The sequence below is a fragment of the Bacillus sp. FSL W7-1354 genome (assembly GCF_038002405.1).
Taxonomy (GTDB): Bacteria; Bacillota; Bacilli; order Bacillales; family Bacillaceae; genus Bacillus; species Bacillus paralicheniformis.
The window spans coordinates 1,843,556-1,864,743 of the sequence record NZ_JBBOCL010000001.1; the positions used below are offsets into that span (position 1 = coordinate 1,843,556).

25 protein-coding genes are annotated in these 21,188 nt (G+C 41.1%); 11 read left to right on the top strand and 14 right to left on the bottom strand.

Features of this window, described 5'->3' with window-relative positions; translation table 11 throughout:
• Nucleotides 1–6 precede the first annotated feature (6 nt).
• From MKZ04_RS09390 to MKZ04_RS09415, 6 genes are all read right to left on the bottom strand, one after another.
• The gene (locus MKZ04_RS09390) at nucleotides 7–573 is read right to left on the bottom strand and encodes a sulfurtransferase TusA family protein (RefSeq protein WP_341045752.1); all 567 of its coding nucleotides are present in this window, start codon (nucleotides 571–573) and stop codon (nucleotides 7–9) included.
• A gap of 93 nt (nucleotides 574–666) precedes the next feature.
• On the bottom strand, nucleotides 667–1,149 hold the full coding sequence (locus MKZ04_RS09395) for a DsrE/DsrF/DrsH-like family protein (protein WP_341045753.1): 483 nt from the start codon (nucleotides 1,147–1,149) through the stop codon (nucleotides 667–669).
• Nucleotides 1,150–1,315: 166 nt separating this feature from the next.
• The gene (locus MKZ04_RS09400) at nucleotides 1,316–1,576 is read right to left on the bottom strand and encodes a metal-sensitive transcriptional regulator (protein ID WP_009327831.1); all 261 of its coding nucleotides are present in this window, start codon (nucleotides 1,574–1,576) and stop codon (nucleotides 1,316–1,318) included.
• Nucleotides 1,577–1,878: 302 nt separating this feature from the next.
• Entirely contained in the window at nucleotides 1,879–2,304 is a 426-nt protein-coding gene (locus tag MKZ04_RS09405) for an OsmC family protein (RefSeq protein ID WP_186440059.1), read from the bottom strand.
• A gap of 101 nt (nucleotides 2,305–2,405) precedes the next feature.
• Entirely contained in the window at nucleotides 2,406–2,822 is a 417-nt protein-coding gene (locus tag MKZ04_RS09410; RefSeq protein WP_039072876.1) for an ester cyclase, read from the bottom strand.
• 41 nt (nucleotides 2,823–2,863) lie between these two features.
• Nucleotides 2,864–3,625 carry an MBL fold metallo-hydrolase gene (locus tag MKZ04_RS09415; RefSeq protein WP_023855300.1) on the bottom strand — a complete coding sequence of 254 codons (762 nt, stop codon included), beginning with the start codon at nucleotides 3,623–3,625 and terminating at the stop codon, nucleotides 2,864–2,866.
• A 1,003-nt stretch (nucleotides 3,626–4,628) separates the two neighbouring features.
• Here MKZ04_RS09415 and MKZ04_RS09420 point away from each other — a divergent pair.
• Nucleotides 4,629–5,042 carry an Lrp/AsnC family transcriptional regulator gene (locus MKZ04_RS09420; protein WP_023855303.1) on the top strand — a complete coding sequence of 138 codons (414 nt, stop codon included), beginning with the start codon at nucleotides 4,629–4,631 and terminating at the stop codon, nucleotides 5,040–5,042.
• A 445-nt stretch (nucleotides 5,043–5,487) separates the two neighbouring features.
• On the opposite strand, the gene MKZ04_RS09425 is transcribed toward MKZ04_RS09420, so the two are convergent.
• The 3 genes from MKZ04_RS09425 to MKZ04_RS09435 all read right to left on the bottom strand — a co-directional run bounded on the left by MKZ04_RS09425 (nucleotide 5,488) and on the right by MKZ04_RS09435 (nucleotide 7,211).
• Nucleotides 5,488–6,084 carry a class I SAM-dependent methyltransferase gene (locus tag MKZ04_RS09425; RefSeq protein ID WP_145654298.1) on the bottom strand — a complete coding sequence of 199 codons (597 nt, stop codon included), beginning with the start codon at nucleotides 6,082–6,084 and terminating at the stop codon, nucleotides 5,488–5,490.
• A 44-nt stretch (nucleotides 6,085–6,128) separates the two neighbouring features.
• Entirely contained in the window at nucleotides 6,129–6,836 is a 708-nt protein-coding gene (locus MKZ04_RS09430) for a DNA alkylation repair protein (protein WP_145654299.1), read from the bottom strand.
• Nucleotides 6,837–7,091: 255 nt separating this feature from the next.
• Nucleotides 7,092–7,211 (bottom strand): hypothetical protein, encoded by a 120-nt coding sequence (locus MKZ04_RS09435; RefSeq protein WP_315897772.1) that lies wholly within the window; start codon nucleotides 7,209–7,211, stop codon nucleotides 7,092–7,094.
• Nucleotides 7,212–7,446: 235 nt separating this feature from the next.
• Between MKZ04_RS09435 and MKZ04_RS21810 the strand changes: the two genes are divergently transcribed.
• Nucleotides 7,447–7,491 (top strand): erythromycin resistance leader peptide, encoded by a 45-nt coding sequence (locus MKZ04_RS21810; RefSeq protein ID WP_105980607.1) that lies wholly within the window; start codon nucleotides 7,447–7,449, stop codon nucleotides 7,489–7,491.
• A gap of 276 nt (nucleotides 7,492–7,767) precedes the next feature.
• Complete coding sequence (locus MKZ04_RS09440; protein ID WP_003183781.1) at nucleotides 7,768–8,631, top strand: 23S rRNA (adenine(2058)-N(6))-methyltransferase Erm(D); 864 nt, start codon at nucleotides 7,768–7,770, stop codon at nucleotides 8,629–8,631.
• 85 nt (nucleotides 8,632–8,716) lie between these two features.
• Here MKZ04_RS09440 and MKZ04_RS09445 read toward each other — a convergent pair whose 3' ends face one another.
• From MKZ04_RS09445 to MKZ04_RS09460, 4 genes are all read right to left on the bottom strand, one after another.
• On the bottom strand, nucleotides 8,717–9,106 hold the full coding sequence (locus tag MKZ04_RS09445) for a tautomerase family protein (RefSeq protein WP_341045761.1): 390 nt from the start codon (nucleotides 9,104–9,106) through the stop codon (nucleotides 8,717–8,719).
• A 583-nt stretch (nucleotides 9,107–9,689) separates the two neighbouring features.
• Nucleotides 9,690–10,247 (bottom strand): 6-phospho-3-hexuloisomerase, encoded by a 558-nt coding sequence (gene hxlB, locus MKZ04_RS09450; RefSeq protein WP_328066768.1) that lies wholly within the window; start codon nucleotides 10,245–10,247, stop codon nucleotides 9,690–9,692.
• 2 nt (nucleotides 10,248–10,249) lie between these two features.
• A complete protein-coding gene (gene hxlA / locus MKZ04_RS09455; RefSeq protein WP_003183787.1) occupies nucleotides 10,250–10,876 on the bottom strand; it encodes a 3-hexulose-6-phosphate synthase in 627 nt (208 codons plus the stop codon).
• Nucleotides 10,877–11,060: 184 nt separating this feature from the next.
• Nucleotides 11,061–11,408 (bottom strand): winged helix-turn-helix transcriptional regulator, encoded by a 348-nt coding sequence (locus tag MKZ04_RS09460; protein ID WP_003183789.1) that lies wholly within the window; start codon nucleotides 11,406–11,408, stop codon nucleotides 11,061–11,063.
• 279 nt (nucleotides 11,409–11,687) lie between these two features.
• Between MKZ04_RS09460 and desE the strand changes: the two genes are divergently transcribed.
• The 3 genes from desE to desR all read left to right on the top strand — a co-directional run bounded on the left by desE (nucleotide 11,688) and on the right by desR (nucleotide 14,599).
• Nucleotides 11,688–12,746: a fatty acid desaturase DesE gene (desE, locus tag MKZ04_RS09465; protein WP_035338410.1), complete on the top strand. Its 1,059-nt coding sequence runs from the start codon at nucleotides 11,688–11,690 to the stop codon at nucleotides 12,744–12,746.
• A 121-nt stretch (nucleotides 12,747–12,867) separates the two neighbouring features.
• On the top strand, nucleotides 12,868–13,980 hold the full coding sequence (locus MKZ04_RS09470) for a sensor histidine kinase (protein WP_021837602.1): 1,113 nt from the start codon (nucleotides 12,868–12,870) through the stop codon (nucleotides 13,978–13,980).
• Between the two features lie 19 nt (nucleotides 13,981–13,999).
• Nucleotides 14,000–14,599, top strand: a complete 600-nt coding sequence (gene desR, locus MKZ04_RS09475) for a two-component system response regulator DesR (protein WP_043926574.1) — start codon at nucleotides 14,000–14,002, stop codon at nucleotides 14,597–14,599.
• Nucleotides 14,600–14,665: 66 nt separating this feature from the next.
• On the opposite strand, the gene MKZ04_RS09480 is transcribed toward desR, so the two are convergent.
• A complete protein-coding gene (locus MKZ04_RS09480; RefSeq protein WP_020452334.1) occupies nucleotides 14,666–15,715 on the bottom strand; it encodes an NAD(P)/FAD-dependent oxidoreductase in 1,050 nt (349 codons plus the stop codon).
• Between the two features lie 287 nt (nucleotides 15,716–16,002).
• Here MKZ04_RS09480 and nikA point away from each other — a divergent pair, with 287 nt between their 5' ends.
• Genes nikA through nikE form a run of 5 tightly spaced genes read left to right on the top strand, consistent with a single transcriptional unit; the run spans nucleotide 16,003 to nucleotide 21,100 of the window.
• Nucleotides 16,003–17,625 carry a nickel ABC transporter substrate-binding protein gene (gene nikA / locus MKZ04_RS09485; RefSeq protein WP_020452335.1) on the top strand — a complete coding sequence of 541 codons (1,623 nt, stop codon included), beginning with the start codon at nucleotides 16,003–16,005 and terminating at the stop codon, nucleotides 17,623–17,625.
• A 9-nt stretch (nucleotides 17,626–17,634) separates the two neighbouring features.
• Complete coding sequence (gene nikB / locus MKZ04_RS09490; RefSeq protein WP_020452336.1) at nucleotides 17,635–18,579, top strand: nickel ABC transporter permease subunit NikB; 945 nt, start codon at nucleotides 17,635–17,637, stop codon at nucleotides 18,577–18,579.
• Entirely contained in the window at nucleotides 18,576–19,403 is an 828-nt protein-coding gene (nikC, locus tag MKZ04_RS09495) for a nickel ABC transporter permease subunit NikC (protein WP_023855330.1), read from the top strand. The genes nikB and nikC overlap by 4 nt, the downstream gene beginning before the upstream one ends.
• An 18-nt stretch (nucleotides 19,404–19,421) precedes the next feature.
• Nucleotides 19,422–20,240, top strand: coding sequence for a nickel import ATP-binding protein NikD (gene nikD, locus MKZ04_RS09500; RefSeq protein WP_020452338.1), 819 nt, complete (start codon nucleotides 19,422–19,424; stop codon nucleotides 20,238–20,240).
• A 41-nt stretch (nucleotides 20,241–20,281) separates the two neighbouring features.
• Nucleotides 20,282–21,100: a nickel import ATP-binding protein NikE gene (nikE, locus tag MKZ04_RS09505; RefSeq protein WP_145654302.1), complete on the top strand. Its 819-nt coding sequence runs from the start codon at nucleotides 20,282–20,284 to the stop codon at nucleotides 21,098–21,100.
• The last annotated feature ends 88 nt before the right edge of the window (nucleotides 21,101–21,188 follow it).

Below are 21,188 nucleotides of genomic sequence, written 5' to 3' on the forward strand. Positions count from 1 at the left end.
TATTGATCATTTTTCAATAGGCCCTGACCACTCCTCCATTCCCCGCACCACATTTTCAACGTCTTTAAAGCCGTTAGCTGCAAGCTGTTTAGCTGCCAGATCGCTTCTATTACCTGTACGGCAAACAACGTACATTTTCCCGTCTCTATTCAGTTCATTTGCTCTTTTTTCAAGTTCACCTAATGGGATTGAAATCGCTCCTGGAATATGGCCGAGACGGTATTCTGCAGGTTCCCGAACATCAACGACTGTTATCCGTTCTCCCGCCTCTACCTTTTTTTGAAGTTCTTCATTTTGAATCACATAAGGAAACGTTTTTTCTTTCTTTATTTCCGAGTGACCTGCTTTACGAAGAAAATGCTTTAATATATCTCCGTCTTCTGTCGTCCCGAGATACTGGTGGCCGCTTCCTTTTGCCCATGCCTGTATATCAGCAAGAGACCCTTTATCAGTAGCATGCACTTCAATTACCTGCCCCGGTTCTAACTCATTGATGGCCTTTTTCGTTTTTACAACGGGCATTGGACAAGCAAGCCCCTTTGCATCTAACACGCGGTCAGATTTGATGTTCATCAATCATCCCTCCATACTCATTTTCTGTATCACGGTTCCATTTGATCGCTCCGGCAACCATATTCCTTAAAGCACCGTTTAATTTGGAGACCGTTATATAAATAAATTCACTTTTGCTTCGTTGGCATCCCCGAGATATGCGGCAACTCCTGCATAATCAATACCATCGATAAGTTCTTCTTTTTGCAAGCCTAACAAGTCCATTGTCATTGTACAGGCAACAAGCTTTACTCCTTGTTCTTGGGCCATTTCAATCAGCTGAGGCAAAGATAATACGCCGTGCTTTTTCATGACATGTTTGATCATTTTAGGCCCGATACCGGCAAAATTCATTTTAGATAATCCTAATTTCTTTGAACCCCGGGGCATCATAAAACCGAATGCTTTTTCAAGCGGCCCTTTCTTTACCGGCACCGGTTCATCTTTTCTTAAAGCGTTAAGGCCCCAAAATGTATGAAAAATTGTTACCTCATGATCGTAAGCAGCGGCTCCATTAGCAATAATAAAAGCGGCAATCGCCTTATCTAAGTCACCGCTAAATAAAACAATGGTCGTTTTTTCTTTTTGGTCTGACATAGATCAACTCTCCTATTTTATATACCTATACCCGCATGGGTATATAATAAACTAAAAAAATATAAGTCAGCTTTTTTATACCCTAGAGGGTATAAAAACAGCAAAAAATTTTTCTTTTAACCAGGGGTATATAGAGGCTGTATCATAAACAACAGCCATCTAAACATTATCTGCTTTTAACCAATAAATTAACGGCTTCTTGAATGAGGTCTTCGGTATCTTCTCCTCTTTCGATTTGAAGGCGAACGCATTTCTCCAAGTTGCTGCTGACAACAACACCAATGGCGCGATCTAATGCAGAACGAACCGCTGACATTTGGCTTACAAGCTCTTTGCACTCTTTTCCTTCATCCATCATTTTTAATATCCCTCGAACTTGACCCTCAACTCGTTTAATCCTATTTTTTAATTGATCATCGTATTCCATCAGATTACCTCCCATTTTGATGATAGCATATCATTTTTATCAACAGTTTCGCGAAACCGTTACTATGCGGATATGAACTGTCCTGCATTTCTGTCATATTCGTTAAGAATCCAGCCTGTGATGACTTTTTGTACAAAACAGCCTATTCTACTGGAAGAATATCTCCCATAACATACATATACCCCTATGCGTATAATATACTGAACTGCTGAGGATAAATCAAATTTTAGGCTCCTGTAAAGAAAGGGAAGTATAATAAGCGATCCTTTAAAACTTGTTATCTATCGAAACCATGATTCGATTTATTTCGCTAAGATTTCTCCTTGAATCTCAATTTTGACACCAGCTTTTTTCAGCAAATTCCCAATGGCGCATCCTTTATCAGCGATTGCAAATAGGCGGTTTGCTGTTTGAATTTGTTCTTCTGTCTTATTCCCGGATAAAACGAAACGAGGGTGATGAATGATTTTAAATTCATCTTCAGAGTTAAGCCCTTCAGAATCAACCGCCACATCAATGACAGGAAGATCGCTTGATTCGATCATAGAGATAAGAACAGATGTAAAACAAGCTGTTGCAGATGCTACAAGAATTTCTTTGGGAGAGGCTCCATTTCCACTACCGCCGAATTCAGCAGGAATCGCAATGTTTGTATTCAGGAATTCTGTTTTAAGAGAACCGTTCCCATTGACACCATTCTTCCAAGCAATCTTAACATTTGTTTTCACAACAAACACTCCTTTTAGTTGACATCGATATATAAAAGAAGCCCCTTAAAAAAGGAGTCTTCTAAGAAAAAAGATAAGAAAAAGTTTTACTGTACTTTATATTAAGCATTACCGCTAAGCTGACGGAGAATATCATGCACATCCACATGAGATCTATGCTCAATAATTTTACCGTTAACAATACGTAACAACATCATAAGAGAGAATTTAACGTTTTTTCCCGTTGCAGGAACTCCAGCAAATGGGATACCTGTGTGCTTACCTTCAAATATAAAATAAACGGCTACTAGGTCTCCTTCAGCTACCATCGCTTGAATTGGCATTTTGAAACCTGGGAAAGCATCAAAATTTTTCTTTTCTGATTCAATTAAACCCTCTACACCCGGAAACGGTGTATCTAATTGCGGATAGAATACAAAGTCCTTATGGCAAAAGTCTTTCAATTCCTCATACTTTTCTTGTTCAATTATTTCAAAGTAACGACGAACCAATTCTTTATTATTTTCAATGGACATCATGAATGCTCGTCTCCTTCATTTAAATATTTCTCTGTTTGAATTTAAAATGAGTATGATTCGCCATCTTCAGGTACTAAAACATGAGAAGAGATTCCTTTTTCATGAATAAAGGATTTTAATTCTTCTTTGGATAATCCCCAATGGTTGACAGCTTCCATGTGGCTCACGATAATTTTTGCATTTGGGGCAGCCTTATGCGTTTCATAGATATCTTCTTTACCCATGATAAGCGAACCGCCTTCATAGAATTGATTATCTCCGCCGTTTACGACAATGATTTCAGGTTGATGTGTATCAATTTCTTCCTGAACCCCCTCATACCATACGGTATCTCCGGCTACATATAACGTTTTCTCGCTTTCGTGTTTGAACACTACGCCGCATACAAGTCCTGCAAGTTTTAAAACTTCTCCTCTTCCGTGTTCACCTTTGGTTTTGATTAAGTGAATACCTTCAAAGACCGTATCTTTTGTTAAAACCTCGACATTTTTAAAGCCGGCATTTCGTATTTCTGTTGCATCTTCTTCATTTTGGGAGAACAACTTGATATCTTTCGGCAATACCTCTTTAGCAGCTTCATCCCAGTGGTCATAATGTAAATGAGTAACAATAACAGCATCAATCTTATTGATAATATTGTCGACAGACGTTGGCAATTCAACTAAAGGGTTGTTTTGATCTTGCCTTGGCGCATTTGGGAATGGAGGATAAGCACCTTTTTCAGCCAACATTGGGTCTATTAAAAACTTTTTGCCTGCATATTCGACAATAAGCGTGGCATTACGAATTTGTTGAATGTTCATGTGTAAAACTCCTTTTCTTTGATATACCTATAGTTTACCTACACTCAATTATCAAATACATGGATTAAATCAAGTCTTTTGGCCGTTTGACTTGAATTTTGAAAGAATGTATTCATGGATGCAAAGCAAGCTTAAATATAGCCTGAATTTTGGATAAAGATAATGATTAAATGAAGCAAGTTCAACAGGGGATTTTGTATATGCTTTAATTCATCTATGTACGAATACGCTTATCATGAGCCCTCTCATATATCAATTCACAAGAGAAAAGCTGTTGTTTTTCTTGGTGGGTTTCTGGAGAGTAAACGAGTAGATCACTCTATAATTGCCGATTGTTATTGATCAATAGGCCACTGTTTTAAATGAGAAGTGGTAAGGAGCAGCCAGGCGCCGCTATCATGTCGGCTTCAAATTTATTGTTTTCATGAAAAAAGAGACCAAGCCATTGCTTGATATTTTGCCTGGTCAAGGTTTTAGGGCTTAGCCGCCTTTTTAAGTGTTCGCCGTTTTGATCTTTTGACCGTTTGACTTGTTTTGGAAAGACCGTATATTATATATAAAAATAAGCTTAAAAAACTCTTTTAAATGGAGTGTAATGACAATAAAAAAGGCATCAATTGCTCGATGACACACTTTGAGATAAACCTCTCTCGGTTAGTGAGGTGATTTCGCAGGCGCCGAAATTACGCTGAAGTGGTGATCCGCTTTGGAAGATCCTCTTGATGCGTCCCTACCCACTTATGGCCACCTCGCCGCCGGCCTCCTCAACGGGCGACTCGGACATGCCGCCAGAAGGTTGCTCATTGCCTGAAGGGATGCCCCCATAATAGTTGGAGTGTTAATCTTGAAGTTCCAGTCGAACTGAGTATGAGAACCGTTCATGAGACACCTCTCTTTTTCTTTTATCTCCGTATAGTTTACAATGTCACTCATTGACGAGAATGCATAGAATCAATCACTCTTTTTTGCCGATTAACTTGATTTTTGAAAGGATTTGAATGCTATGTTAGATCAAACGGATATGCAGATCTTGGAGGAACTGTCTAAAAACAGCCGAATTACGATGAAAGAGCTGGGCGGAAAAGTCCATTTGACAGGACAAGCAGCTGCCGCCAGGGTCGCAAAATTAGAAGATAACGGAGTGATTGAGGGGTATACAATTAAAGTAAATGAAAAAAAGATGGGTTATACTGTTCACGCGATGCTCAATATCTATACCAAAAGTACACATCATCAATCCTATTTATCCTTTATCAAAACACAAGATGAATATGTCATCAACAATTATAAAATCAGCGGAGACGGCTGTTATCTCCTGGAATGCAAATTCCCATCCAATGAATCATTAGATCAGTTTTTGATCAACTTAAACAGACATGTTAATTATAAATTAACTGTCATTATTAATAAGCTCTAGTTCATCATTAAAAGTGACGATTCCGTTTTTTGATGGGCCAAGATTGAAATCCGACTTTATTGAAGAAATCGCCTCACATTTAAAGTCCCTTGAATCGAAATCAAGGACTTTTTGAAAATCTCCTAACCCGAGCATGATATTTCGTTTTCGTATATCATCTCTATTAATAGCTTTATTGTTTAAGTTTAAAACCGCTCACTTCTTTTTCGCTCAGGAAACGGATAAATTCTAGTAGTAAACGAAATTTCGCTCATCGAGGTTCTCTGGATCGGAGAACGCCATTGACACTATCCAGCTCAGGCACAGAGCTTAAAAAAATGAACACCCTGGACGGCAGAGAAAAAGAAGTCGTCGCCGGCCCTTTCGGCCTTATTTGAAGAAATAGAAAGCAGAAAAAGCCGGATCGTTTTCCGGCTTCCGCTATTTCTTTTCAAAAAACAAGAAATCACTTTATGCTGCTGGATATAAACATTGAAGCATCTTGATTCATAAAAATACGATGGCCGTGATAGAATGTCTTCATTTCAGTTGATTTAAATCCAACATCGGATAATCTTTTTTTCAATTCTTCGTGCGAAAAGCCGCTGTGAACTTTCGGATGTTGAATTTTATCGTTTTGGTCAAAATCAATAATCATGAGCTTTCCGCCATTATTTAAAACACCGAACAATTCTTGTAAAATTTTATCCGTATCCGGAATATGAAGAAGGACGAGTGACATTAAAACGATGTCTGCCTTCAGTTCAGGAGTTTCTTCGGTAAAATCTGAATAAAGCACTTTTGCATTGGCAATTCCTTTGCGAGAAATTTTAGCATTAGCCACCTCCAGCATTTGTTTTGATGAATCGACCAACAAAATAGAATGTACTAAATCTGATAATTCTAAACTAATGAGACCCGTACCGCTCCCATAGTCGATTAAAGATTTTGATTGACTATTTCTCAATTCCTGTCTTACTTCATTCACGATCACTTTTGCTAATTCAATTCTTTCTTCTGTATCATATCGTTTTGCCATCTGTTCAAAAACGTTATTTTCCATGTTCCACTCCCTATTTATTTTTAGAAATTTCACTGCAGACTGTGCTAACACCTTACATATTTCCGTTTGAAACCAAGACGGCCTCTATCAATATCCATTTGAATATTTTTGGAAGCGTTCAGGATACTGCCTTTTTTCTTGCCTCGCCTGAGTTCGACCGGGCCTACTGCTTTTGCGGTTTCAACCGCCTTTTCATGAAGCGGCAAATATGAAATCGCGGCTGTGTAGATAAAGTTATTCATAGCCGATTTTGTTCGATCCGGAGAATCGTGAATCGCCTGTTCCACCTGATCAAGCATACCGGCAATTTTGGTCACATTAAATTCATCGTCCGGTCGATTACCTAAAAGCCAGCAGTAACAGCTCCAGCCTGCCGACATTTTAAGCTCTTCACCGCTTGAGATCCATTTATCAGCAACAGCCTGTGCAAAATCGGTTTCTGCCAAAGTTACTGCAACAACATAATCAGATAGCATATAGAAATACGCCTCATCGATCCACCGCTCAAAATCCGCTTCAGTCATTGTGATTGGGTCAGCAATAATGCCGGCAAAATACATGGCATCGTAGTTCCCGGTAGCGTAAAGCTGCTCCGCCAAAGGCTGATTTTTCTTGATTTTCTTTGCGAGCGGCTTCATTTTGCCTGTCGCCACACCAAAAAGCGGTTCGTGTGCACCATTCGTTATGTATCTTTTTTTCATATTTTCCGTACCCAGCGCTTCAAGTTCCTTCATAACCGTTTCAAAATCCATGCTTTCACTTCCCTCTGTAAATTAAATTCATTTCTTTGATTCCATTATCATGCTCTTTCGCTTCATCTAATCAATACAAATCAACTTTATTTGTTTTTTGCTCTCCATAAACGGTACATCATGATCCTCATCTTTTTTAGCGTCTGTTTTGTTTCTAAGTCTGATAAAAACTAAATTTCCTCTGCATATCATTTATATTTATTATGTGAAACATTTTAACAAGCAGAAAGGGGTTGTTTTTGACCGCTTTTCCTCTTAGACAAACAGAGAATATATGAAATCGTCAGCGGAAAGCCGATTTTCTCTTACCAAATCCCGGATACCCGGTGTTGAGCGCAGTCTGCGATGCCGTGAGAATGCGAATGACTGATTCAATGTTATTGCACCACTTTTCTATGAGTTATTTACAAATCATAAATATTACGATTTGTATTTTGAATTATAGACAATCACATCTATAATTTCAATGTTAGCAGACTCCTATTCTTAACACTGCCTGGTTAACCCCTGCGATATTCGTAAGGAGAAGAAAATTCCAGCCGTTGACGTTTTCCAAAGAATGCCCTACAATGAGATCGTAACTTTAACTTTTCAGGAGGATTATTAAAAAATGACACACTCAATGAGACTGCGTTTCCCAACTTTGAACCAGTAATTAAATACGTTCAAAGGCTCTGTTTGTGTATGCAGAGTAAACGGGATCAGTCTGTCCTTTTTTAATAATCTTCAATTTGCATATAAAATTTGTAACTTGTAGAAAGGCGGATCGTTCTGCCTTTCTTTTTTGTTTAATCCTTTTTTTCTAACGGCTGAGAAAGGCTTATTTGGTTATGGAAATACCGCGGATTCATCCTTAAAGGATGGCTCTTCCCTTTACTCTGAATCACAGGCAGACCGCCTGTGATTTTTTATGATGAGAGGAAGAGGAAACATGAAGAAAAAAAATCATAAGTACAGAGGAAAAAAGTTAAACCGCGGGGAATATCCGAATTTTTCCGGACAGCATTTGATGCATAATAAAAAATTAATTGAAGAAATTGTGGATCGGGCAAATATTAGCATAGACGATACGGTTTTAGAGTTAGGAGCGGGAAAAGGTGCTTTGACAACTATGCTAAGTCAAAAAGCCGGTAAGGTATTGGCAGTGGAAAACGATTCTAAATTCGTTGCTATACTCACACGTAAAACAGCACAGCATCCAAATACGAAAATTATTCATCAAGATATCATGAAGATTCATTTACCAAAAGAAAAGTTTGTGGTGGTCTCTAATATTCCCTATGCCATCACAACTCCCATCATGAAAATGCTCTTGAACAATCCTGCAAGCGGATTTCAAAAAGGGATCATCGTAATGGAAAAAGGGGCTGCTAAACGTTTCACATCAAAATTCATTAAAAATTCCTATGTTTTAGCTTGGAGAATGTGGTTTGATATTGGCATTGTCAGAGAAATATCGAAAGAGCATTTTTCTCCCCCTCCAAAAGTGGACTCGGCAATGGTCAGAATAACACGAAAAAAAGACGCGCCTCTATCACATAAACATTACATTGCGTTTCTTGGGCTTGCCGAATATGCGCTAAAGGAGCCGCAAGCCCCTTTCTGTGTTGCTTTACGCGGAATTTTTACTCCGCGTCAAATGAAACACTTAAGAAAAAGTCTAAAAATCAACAATGAAAAAACGGTTGGAACGCTCACCGAAAACCAATGGGCGGTTATTTTTAACACGATGACTCAATATGTGATGCACCACAAATGGCCAAGAGCAAATAAGCGAAAACCCGGAGAAATATAAAGAAAAAAAGCTGCTGACGTCTCGTCAGCAGCTTAAGCTTTTCTGGAGGGATTCAGATGTCCCTGTCAACATTCCTTTTGCCCGCTTACAGCTTTCCAGTTAAAAACTGCGCCTCGCCGAGGCCGAAACTCCAATCGGCATCTCCATTTTCTGTGATGGACACCATGACATCTTCAGGTGAAATGCCGCATTCCGCTTCAAGCTTTTCAGCAAGTAAAGCGTACAATTTCTCTTTTTGGCTTTCCGTTCTTGTTTTACTGGTGATGCTAATCACAACCAGATCCTTTGATCTATTCAATCCCAAACCTGTATCTTGGATAATAAGCTCATTCGCCGGATGCTGATGGAAAATTTGATAGCGGTCTTTCTCCGGAACGTTAAACGCTTCTACCATCGCATCGTGTGCGGTATCTAATAATTTTTTTAATGCTTGTTCATCACGGCCTTCTATTAGATCGAAACGTAGTAATGGCATTTGTTTATCCCCTTTTTGATCATTTTAAATTTCGTTAGCAAAATAACAAGAAATGATGTCTGTTAACTTGATAAAAACATAACACATAACCAAAATATATTCAACAATTGATAATCTTTTCATCTGCTTTATCAGTATCGAAGATATAAGGTCTGTATTATTAAAAATTAGTTGATACCCGTTCTTTAGGAGATGAGTATGTACATAATAGTTCATCAAAACATGACAATAACATAATCAGAAAACGCTTTTTTTGTCTTCCAGTCAAATGAAATCGAATACGGTTAAGGCGGAAATTACGAAGACCGCCTCCTTCTTTATCAACAATCTACTTATTTCTTAAAAAAGGACAAGCTTTCTCAACACGAATATGATGAAAATAATAAAAACAAATAAAGGGATAAACCCAACCAAGCTAAAACTTGTAAGCATAATAAGCTCCTTTCTTCATATATCCATTTAGTCCCTGCTCCAGTTTACGTTATCCACATTTTAAAAATATAATATAGATGTAAATGATATATTAAAAACAGATTTGCATACAAAAAAATCACCATCCAAGATTACGGATGGCGATTTTCTATTATTCAAGATTGGCATGATTTCCATACATGTTATGAGTATTCAGCCCTTTCATTTCCATGATTCGCAATATGATAGCGTCATAATACAATAAAAGAGTCTGTTCAAAAAGCGAGCCCATCGGTTGTATCGTCTGTTTATTGCCTGTCGTTTGATCTTTTGGGGAGCCGGGCAGTTGCAGTATCAGGTCAGATATTTCAGCTATCGGCGAATCTGGAGAGATCGTAACTGTTGCTACAGTGCCTCCGATATCTTTTGCCTTTTCCACCATATGAAGCAAACTTTCTGTTTTCCCTGATCCCGTGCCCACGATAAGCAAGTCTTTTTCGGTAAATACCGGTGTTACGGTTTCCCCTGTTACAAACGCATTGATCCCCATGTGCATTAATCGCATAGCAAATGATTTCCCCATTAAACCAGAGCGGCCTGCACCGGAAACAAACACTTTTTCAGAAGACATGATAGTGGATATTAAGTCTTCTATACCTTCCGCTTGATTTTGAGACGTTGCATGATCAAGCTCTGCGATGATCGCTTTTACATAATCATAAGTCTTCATGTTTATTGGATCATCTGCTTCATTTTTGCGGCTGCCGCAGCTTTATCGTCTTGATTTGCAATACCGCCCCCGACAATAACCAAATCAGGTTTTAATTTAACGACTTCGGGCAGTGTGTCTAATTTAATTCCGCCTGCAATAGCCGTTTTAGCGTTTTTCACAACATTTTTAATCGTCATTAAGTCTTCAAATGAATTTTGGCCAATGGCTTGAAGGTCATAACCGGTATGGACACAAATATAATCGACACCAAGCTCATCCAATTCCTTAGCACGCGATTTGATGTCTTTAATCCCAATCATATCCACCAGGATTTTGTTCCCTTGCGCTTTCGCCTCTTCTACAGCGCCTTTAATAGACATATCTTCAGCAGCCCCTAAAATGGTGATGATGTCGGCTCCCGCTTCTGATGCTTTCATCACTTCATACCCCGCCGCATCCATAATTTTAAGGTCTGCCAGCACTTTCAAATTCGGGAAAGCGGCTTTCATCTCTTTCACTGCACGGAGTCCTTCATTTATCACAACCGGCGTACCGATTTCTACAATATCAATGTATTCTTCTACTTCTTTTACTACTTCGATGGCTTCCGGTATATTGACTAAATCTAATGCTAACTGTAATTCCACTTACAATCACTCCTGTTTGAATTAAGAATTCCGCGGATTATTCTTTTCATATTTGTTACATCAAGAGTATAACAAGGGGAAAATTCCATTAATAGTACGCACTTTTTTTTTACATACTATACTTTTCCTCATATGGTATAGAAAAAGATACTGTCTCCAAAACAGTATCTTAAAGTCAATCATTCTATTCATCATCTTTTGAAAAGTTCGTTTCTATATAATTTTTACCCCATTCATACATCGCCTCTAATATAGGCATTAAACTTTCTCCTTGTTTTGTTAGGGAATATTCAACTTTTGGGGGAACAACCGGATATACTTCCCTATGTACAATATGATCCTCTTCTAATTCACGCAGCTGATTCACCAGCATTCTTTGCGTAATGCCGGGCATCAAAGCTTTTAATTCTCCGAACCTTTTCGTACCTTCTTTTCCTAAAAACCACAAAATCAGCATTTTCCACTTTCCGCCGATAATGTTGAGCGTCAGCTCCTTCTCACAATTAAATGTTTTATTTTCCATTCGTGACATATGAATTCTCTCCTTATGAAATGACTAAACAATGAACATCTATCACATCATTGTAAAAGAACTTTGTTTAACTAATCAATCATCGCGTTTTTGCAGATTCCATTATTCACCATATCATCATACGGATTTGCCCATCATGACATTGTCAATCTTCTTATCCATTCGGGTGAAGGAAACATGACAAGTGTCATGTTTGAAGCATGATGTGTGCTACTACAAAGACATCTCTCTGTACCGTAAACTTAACTTAAGACCCATTTATGAGAGGATAACTTTACTATGACTGAACAAACCACCACACACAAACAAAAACAGTTAACAAAACAGGTTGCTGCATTTGCCCAGCCTGATACCAAAAACAGTCTGATTCAGCTCTTCAATACGTTTATTCCTTTCTTCGGACTGTGGTTTCTTGCCTACCTCAGCCTCGATGTCTCCTACCTCCTTACTTTAGGAATAACGGCGATTGCCGCAGGGTTTTTGACGAGAATTTTCATTATTTTTCACGACTGCTGCCATCTATCCTTTTTCAAACAAAAGCGCCATAACCATATTCTCGGCTTTTTGACAGGCGTTCTGACTTTATTTCCTTATCTTCAATGGCAGCACAGCCATTCGATTCATCATGCGACAAGCAGCAACCTGGATAAACGCGGAACAGGCGATATCTGGCTGCTGACGGTAAACGAATATAAAGCCGCACCTCTACGCACAAAAATCGCATACAGACTTTACAGAAATCCGTTTATCATGTTTATTCTCGGACCGATTTATGTCTTTCTGATCACAAACCGCTTTAACAAAAAAGGTGCAAGACGGAAGGAACGTGTGAACACATACCTTACCAACCTTGCAATCGCGGCATTGGCTGCTGTTTGCTGCCTGATCTTTGGCTGGCAATCGTTCTTGCTCGTACAGGGTCCGATCTTTCTGATCTCAGGTTCGATCGGCGTTTGGCTGTTTTATGTTCAGCATACATTTGAAGATTCTTATTTTGAAGCGGATGAAAACTGGAGCTACGTTCAGGCGGCTGTGGAAGGAAGTTCATTTTATAAACTACCGAAACTGCTTCAATGGCTTACAGGCAATATCGGGTACCACCACGTTCACCATCTGAGCCCAAAGGTGCCTAACTATAAACTTGAAATCGCACATGAGCAGCACGAACCACTAAAAAACGTCCCGACCATCACTTTAAAAACAAGCCTGCAATCACTCGCGTTCCGGCTTTGGGATGAAGAAAAAAAGCAGTTTGTAACCTTTCGGGACATGAAACAAACATCTTCCCCTCTTCCGCAGGATTCAACGGAAAAACAGAAGCTGCGAAAGAACGCCTGACGATGAGGAGGTCTTCTTATATCAACAAGAAGGCTTCCTTATTTATTGTCGGATGATGCAATCCGGCTCAGGCAATGGTAAAGTTACTCTAAAGATGAAAAGCTGAAAACGAGGTTATATCATGTTCAAAAAGCATTTTGCATTTCAAAAACTTAACGGGATCTCGCCGTATATATGGACGATATTTTTCATCCTGCCCTTCTACTTTATCATGCAATCATCATCTACCCTTGTCATCGTCGTCGGCATCATTTTGACACTTTTATTTTTTGCGGTATACAGATTTGCGTTTGTTTCAAAAGGCTGGGACATTTATTTGTGGGCGTTTATATTAATCGGCATTTCAACCGCCTCGATTATGCTGTTCAGCTATATTTATTTTGCTTTTTTTATCGCGTATTTCATAGGGAACATAAAAAAACGAGCCCCTTTTCACATTTTATATTACGTTCATTTAATAAGCGCAGCCGTCGCTGCCAACTTCAGTCTCGTGTTAAAAAAAGAATTTTTTCTGACACAAATTCCTTTTGTGGTCATCACTCTCATCAGCGCGATTTTATTGCCGTTCAGTATCAGAAACCGCAAGGAGCGCGAACGCCTCGAAGAAAAACTCGAGTATGCTAATGAACGGATTGCCAATTTGGTAAAATTAGAAGAGCGGCAGCGGATTGCCCGCGACCTTCACGATACACTTGGACAAAAGCTGTCTCTGATCGGTTTAAAAAGCGACTTGGCGAGAAAATTAATTTACAAAGATCCCGATCAAGCCGCGCGTGAACTGAAAAGCGTTCAGCAAACTGCGAGAACTTCTTTAAATGAAGTCAGAAAAATTGTATCCTCCATGAAAGGCATCCGGCTCAAGGATGAAATTGTCAACATCAAACAAATTCTTGAAGCAGCCGACATTGCGTTCATCTATGAAGAAGAAAAATTGCCGGAAAATATCTCATTGCTTAATGAAAACATATTGAGCATGTGCTTAAAGGAAGCTGTCACTAATGTCGTCAAACACAGTCAGGCTAAAACCTGCCGCATTGACATCCAGCAGCTCTGGAAGGAAGTTGTCATTACAGTGACTGACGATGGAACGTTTCAAGGTGAAGAGAAGTACTTTTCAAAAGGACACGGCTTGCTTGGCATGAGAGAACGGCTTGAATTTGCAAACGGAAGCCTTCACATTGATACAAAAAACGGCACCAAGCTTACCATGTCAATTCCTAATAACTCAAAATAAACAAAAAAGGATGGCTTGCATGATTAGTATATTTATTGCGGAAGATCAACAGATGCTCTTGGGCGCTTTAGGATCACTACTGAATTTAGAAGATGATATGGAAGTCGTCGGCAAAGGCACAACCGGACAGGATGCCGTTGATTTCACAAAAAAACATCGGCCTGATGTATGCATTATGGACATTGAAATGCCGGGAAAAACGGGGCTTGAAGCTGCTGAGGAACTAAAGGATACAGGCTGCAACATTATTATCTTAACCACTTTTGCCCGCCCCGGTTACTTTCAGCGGGCCATTAAAGCAGGTGTTAAAGGCTATTTGTTAAAGGACAGCCCAAGCGAAGAGCTTGCGAGCGCCATCCGCAGCGTCATGAAAGGAAAGCGGATCTATGCGCCTGAATTGATGGAAGACATGTACAGTGAGGCCAATCCCCTCACAGATAGAGAAAAAGAAGTGCTCGAACTTGTGGCTGACGGAAAAAACACAAAAGAAATCGCCCAAGAACTCAGCATCAAAAGCGGAACCGTGCGAAATTATATCTCAATGATTCTTGAAAAGCTTGAGGTCAAAAATCGGATCGAAGCCATTACCCGTTCAAAGGAAAAAGGCTGGTTTAAATAAAAAGAGAATCTTGGCATATCTCCAAGATCCCCTCGACGAATCAGCCGCTCCCACGGCGGTCCTTTTCTACACGAACATCTTCTTCACAAGCTCACGGTTGCGCTCTTTGAAAACCTCATTATGTGACGACACCATCGCACTCTTGTGTGCTTCGGGATCGATAAAGCGCTTGGCGCTGTTGACCGCGTTTGCCGCATCCTGAAACGCTCCGGCGATCAAGTGCAGCTTGCCTTCATAATGCACAATATCCCCTGCCGCATACAGTCCGGGCACGGAAGACTGGCAGTTGGCGGTACCTTTAATATAATAGTCATCAACCCTGGTAATATGAAGCCGGCTGTTCTCCAACAGTGAGGTGTCGCGTTCATAGCCGTGGTTGATAACCACTTCGTCGACAGGCAGCTCCATCACCTCACCGGTTTGAGCGTTCGTGAGCTCGACCCGTTCGATCACCTCATGATCTTCCGAAGCGATCAGCTTGGTAATCTGTGTATGGAAGAAGCAGCTCACCGAGCTGTTCAGCAGCTGATCCACCTGGGCCTCATGCCCGCTGAGCGCATCTTTGCGGTAAGCGAGGTAGACTTTTTTCGCTACAGGTTCGAGCTCGTTGGCCCAATCGACAGCCGAATTGCCGCCGCCTGATACAATGACCGTTTTATCTTTAAAATGCTGCAGCGATTTGACCGTATAATTCAGATTGGACACTTCAAAGCGCTCTGCTCCTTCAATCTGAAGCTTTTGCGGATTGAGGATGCCACCGCCCACGGCAACGATGACCGTCTTGGACAGATGCACCCCTGAGGCAGCCGTATGTAACTCAAACAACCCTTCTTCATTGCGGGCAATCGATTCAACTTTCTCATTCAGCAGCACTTCAGGATGAAATGTTAGCCCCTGCTGCACGATCTGTTCTATCAGCCTGGCTCCGGAAATCGGCGTTAGCCCCCCGACATCCCAGATCATTTTTTCAGGATATACGTGAACCTTTCCGCCCAGCATCGGCTGATATTCGATAATCTTCGTTTTCATTCCCCGCAGTCCGCTGTAAAAGGCGGAATATAAACCGGCCGGACCTCCGCCGATCACGGTCACATCAAACACTTCATTTCTGCTCATCGCTCTTCACTCCCGGTATATGTCATGAGTTTACACCCTCAATCGTAAATGATTATCATTATCATTAAGTGTACTTTGATTGCTTCGTTTTTACAATCCATTTTAATAAAAAGTTCATTCTTCGCCACTTCATTTTCGCCTCTCCCTCTTTGCGCTTGTTCTTCACGGGATGCCGCCGCTTCCCCATTCCGCAGCATGTAAGCAGTTCCTATATCTTACATTGACAAGGGTATGCTTCCTGCATAGAATGAAAATGATTATCAACTTCATTTAGGAGGAAACAAAGCATGATAAGCGGAAGGATTAGTTCGAAAATTAAAATTACTTTTGTATTAATGCTCGCCTTTTCTATTTTATTGGCCGGATGTACAACCTCAGGAAATTCAACAGAGAAAACGCATGAAAACATGGTCACAATGGCTTGGCCTAGAGATATTGGCGAGATGAATCCGCATGTGTATAATCCTTCCCAATTATTTGCCCAGTCGATGGTATATGAACCTTTGGTTACCTATGAAGCGGGAGGAAAGCTTAAACCGCATTTAGCCGAATCTTGGGATATATCAAATGACGGTAAAGTATATACGTTTCATTTGCGTAAGAATGTAAAATTTTCAGATGGAACAACGTTTAATGCAAAAATTGTGAAGAAGAATTTTGATTCCATTTTAAAACATACTGAATTACACAGCTGGTTAGGGTTTCTTTCAAAAATAGCCCAAACAGAAGTGATTGATGATCATACATTTAAATTGACATTAACTGAACCATATTACCCGACCATTCAGGAACTAGCCGTAGTACGGCCGGTCCGGTTTTTGGGAGAAGCCGGCTTCCCTAAGGACGGCGATACATCAAAGGGTGTCGCAAAACCGGTAGGTACGGGCCCGTGGGTATTGGAAGAGCATAAAGCTGATGAATATGCGGTTTTTAAACGCAATGAACATTATTGGGGTGAAAAGCCAAAAGTCGAGAAAATCAAGGTGAAAGTCATCCCGGACGCCGAAACAAGGGTGCTTGCATTTGAAAAAGGTGAGCTTGACCTCATTTACGGCGAAGGCGTTATCAGTTTGGATGCATTCAAGCAGCTGCAAGCGACAGGCCAATATGAAACAAGCCTTTCTGAACCGGTGGCGACGAGACAGCTTGTCATGAATACGAAAAAAGAACAGCTCTCTGATGAGCGCGTGCGTCAAGCCCTCCACTATGGTTTTGACAAAGAAGCCTTGGTAAAAGGCATCACCTCCGGGTTAGAAGAAAAAGCAGATCATATTTTGCCGACAGACTTCCCATACACGTCTGATATTGATGTAAAGCAAATCAACTATGATCCAGAGAAAGCAAAAGCGCTATTAGATGCGGCAGGCTGGAAGCTTCCGAATGGCAAGACGGTGCGCGAGAAAGACGGAAAGCCTCTTGAATTTAGTTTAATGTATGATTCAGCGGAATCCATTCAAAAAACAATGGCCGAAACGCTGCAGGCAGAATGGGCGGCGATCGGGGTAAAGCTGAATCTTGAAGGTGTAGAATTGGCAACCCAAGTCAAACGGTTTAAAGCGAATGAGTTTGATATGAACTTCTTTAGCAACTATGGTGCGCCTTATGACCCGCACACATTTTTAAACATTGTCTCCTCCAAAGGATTCGGATTTAATGAAGCGATTTCAGCCTATCCAAACAAGGACGAGCTGATCAAGCAGATGGCAAAGGTACCTCAAACGACTGATGAAAAAGAGCGGCAGGAGCTTTACTCATCTATTTTAAAATCCCTTCAAGACCAGGGAGCCATCGTTCCTGTTTCTTATATTAAAAAGACGGCGATATATCAAAAGAATATCAGCAACTTTACGTTCCCTGCCAATCGTGACGAACATCCATTTACAGGGATTCGCATCAAGCAGCAACACTAGGAGGCTTTTATGGGCAACTATATATTGAAACGAATCATGTCTATTATTCCAGTGTTTCTTTTAGCTGCACTTCTCACAACTGGAATGATTCATCTCTCACCGGTTGACCCAGCTGAAGCATACTTAGCCGCAGCACATATCCAGCCAACCGATGAAATTTTAGCGCAAAAAAGACATGAGTTTGGCTTGGATCAGCCATTCTTTATTCAATATGTAAACTCTGTATTGAAGATATGCCAACTTGATTTTGGCATATCTTATGTTTCGAATCAGCCGGTTTGGGATGAAGTTGCACACCGAATGCCGGCGACGATCGAGCTCGCGCTTGGGAGTTTATTGATTGCGGTGCTTGTCAGTGTGCCGCTAGGCTTCTTAGCGGGAATTAAAAGAAACGGTGCAGTTGATCATATCAGCCGCTTCATTTCCTTTTTCGGAGCATCCATCCCGACTTTTTGGTTAGGGTATATGCTGGTTTTTTTCTTTTCTGTTCAGTTAGACCTTTTGCCGGTAGAGGGAATCGGGACATGGCAGCATCTTGTACTGCCGTCGATGACTTTGGCGCTTCCTTTAATCGCGATGTATACAAGGCTGCTCCGTGCAAGTGTCATCGAAAACCTGCAAGAACCCTATGTGCAATTTGCTCGCATAAGAGGAATGACGAGGATGAACATTATGGCCAAACATGTATTGCGAATGGCCATTTCTCCGATGATTACGGGGCTGGGAATGAACCTTGGCAAGCTGCTCACCGGCACAATTATTGTTGAAGTCGTTTTTTCTTGGCCGGGCTTTGGCCGTTATTTTATTGAGGCCATTTTCAACCGGGACATTCCTGTCATTCAATGCTATGTGTTCTTAGCCGCCGCCTTTTTTATATTGAGCAACTTAATTGTTGACCTCATTCAAATGTATATTGACCCGCGCATTTCAAGGAAAGAAGGACAGCATCGATGATAAGTATACGCAAGATTTTCAAAGGCCCAAAAGTGATCGCAATCTGCACCATCATATTAACCGTCCTTTTTATCATCGCTGTATTCGCCCCTTGGATTGCGCCGCATCACCCTGCTGATGTCCATTTGGTCTATAAGCTGCAGCCTCCGTCCTGGACGTTTCCTTTAGGAACTGATCATCTGGGAAGATGCAACTTATCCCGCCTTTTGTACGGCGCCCGGATTTCTCTTGGATTCGCGATGCTCATTTTCATTTCCTCACTCGTTATCGGCCTCATAATCGGGACGATCTCAGGGTATAAAGGCGGCTGGATTGATCAGCTGTTAATGAGATGCTGCGATGGTGTGATGGCCTTTCCGAACTTAATTTTAGTTCTTGGCCTCGTGGGCATATTCGGTCCTGGACTTCCTCAAGTCATTGTGGCCCTCATGCTTGTGCAATGGGTCTATTATGCAAGAATTTTTAGAGGAATGGTGCTTAGCCTGAAAGAGGAGAATTTTATTGCGGCGGCAAAAATCAATGGATCTTCACAATGGAAAATTATTAAACAGCATATTATCCCTAATGTCCTCCCTCCCCTCGTCGTCATCGGCACGTTGGAAATGGGCTGGGCCATTATGGATATCTCCGCCATGTCTTTTCTCGGATTAGGCGTCCAGCCCCCGGCAGCTGAGTGGGGAGCGATGATTCATGAAGGTAAATCGTATATTCGGACGAACCCCGAGTTAATGATTTATCCAGGGCTGATGATCATGGTTGTCGTTGTGACGTTCAATTTATTGGGCGAAGCCTTATCAGATCAATACGGCGTCAAACGTCGATGATAAAAAGGAATGAGGAAGTTGGGAACAGAACAATCAACTGTACTTCAAGTCAGAGATTTGCATGTACAGGTTCACAATCAAAAAGGAAATTCAACTATCGTTCAAGGGATTAATTTTGAACTGAAGCGCGGACAGGTTCTTGGTTTAATTGGTGAGAGCGGTTGCGGAAAAACGGTAACGAGCATGTCTATTCTTCAGACGCTTGATCCAAAAACAACCAAGGTGGAAGGAAGTATTGCATTGCGGGGCCGGGAATTGAACGGATTAGCAGAACAGGACATGCGTAAAATCCGCGGCAAAGATATAGCCTATATTATGCAGAATCCGATGAACGCTTTTACACCCGTTTTTACGATCGGCCAGCAAATGATCGAATCGATTCGCTCTCATACATCTTTTAGCAAAAAACAGGCGAAAGAGCTCGCGACCGAAGCACTGCATCATGTAAACCTCCCCCACCCCGCTAAACTTTTGCATTCTTACCCTTTTCAATTAAGCGGCGGAATGCTTCAACGGGTCATGATTGCAATTGCAGCATGCCTGGAGCCGGCCGTTCTTATTGCGGATGAACCCACAACTGCGCTCGACGTGTTTAATCAGAAGACGGTGCTGAAATATTTAGACGGCTTGCGATCTGAATTCGGCACGGCGATTTTGCTTATATCTCATGATCTGGGCGTCATTGCTGAAATGGCCGATGAAGTCGCTGTGATGCAGAATGGGAGAATTGTAGAAAATGGAGATGTGTTTCAGCTGTTTGATGAACCAAAACATGACTATACAAAGAAGCTGTTAAGTGCACGGTTGACTTTGCCAATGGATCAACTTGCCACTTGAGTCAGTATGAAGAAGACCTGCATTTGATATGGGGTGAACAAGTGAGTTTATTACAAGTGAAAGACGTCACTCATCATTATACGGCGCGCAAATTGTTCAAATGGAAAGCTCCATCGAAACAAGTCCTTTCCAATGTCAGCTTTTCAATTGAAGAAGGCGCATGTCTGGGCATGCTTGGACCAAGCGGAGCCGGGAAAAGCACATTGGGAAAAGTGATGCTCGGTTTGGAACGGCCGCAATCAGGCCAAATCTTTTTTCAAGGTCATGATCTATATAAAGCCGAGCAATCCATCCGGCGGAAAATCCGCCGCGACCTTCAAGCTGTTTTTCAAGACTCATATTCTTCCGTCAACCCGCGAATGACGGCGGAACAAATCATAGCAGAACCGCTGGAAAACTATGAAAGGCTCACAATCGCCGAGCAAAAACGGACCATTATCGAGCTGTTGGAAAGAGTAGGCTTAACTGAAGAGGATTTAACAAAATATCCGCATCAATTCAGCGGCGGCCAATTGCAGCGAATTAATATTGCAAGAGCAGTCTCGCTCAAGCCGAAGCTGATCGTATTGGACGAGTCTGTCAGCAGCCTGGACATGGTAACCCAAACGCTTATATTGGATTTATTAAAAGAGCTCAAAAACGATTTTGGAATGTCGTATTTCTTTATAACGCATGATTTAAAAGCCGCCTATCAATTAAGTGATACACTAGGTATTTTAGATCACGGCCAATTGACCGGGCTTTACGAGAAAGATCGGTTTTTAAAGTCAGATCACCCGGTTGTAAAAGAAATGAAGCGTTCCATACTGGCAGAGCATCCGCGATTTCGTTCGATCGGAACAAGAGCGCTTCAGCAATAAACTTGCCGGGACCAATTCAAACCTTTTCTCTGAAATGAGCTTCTTTAATTCACGTTTGTGAAAAATAAATGAGGGCTTCCAATCATGA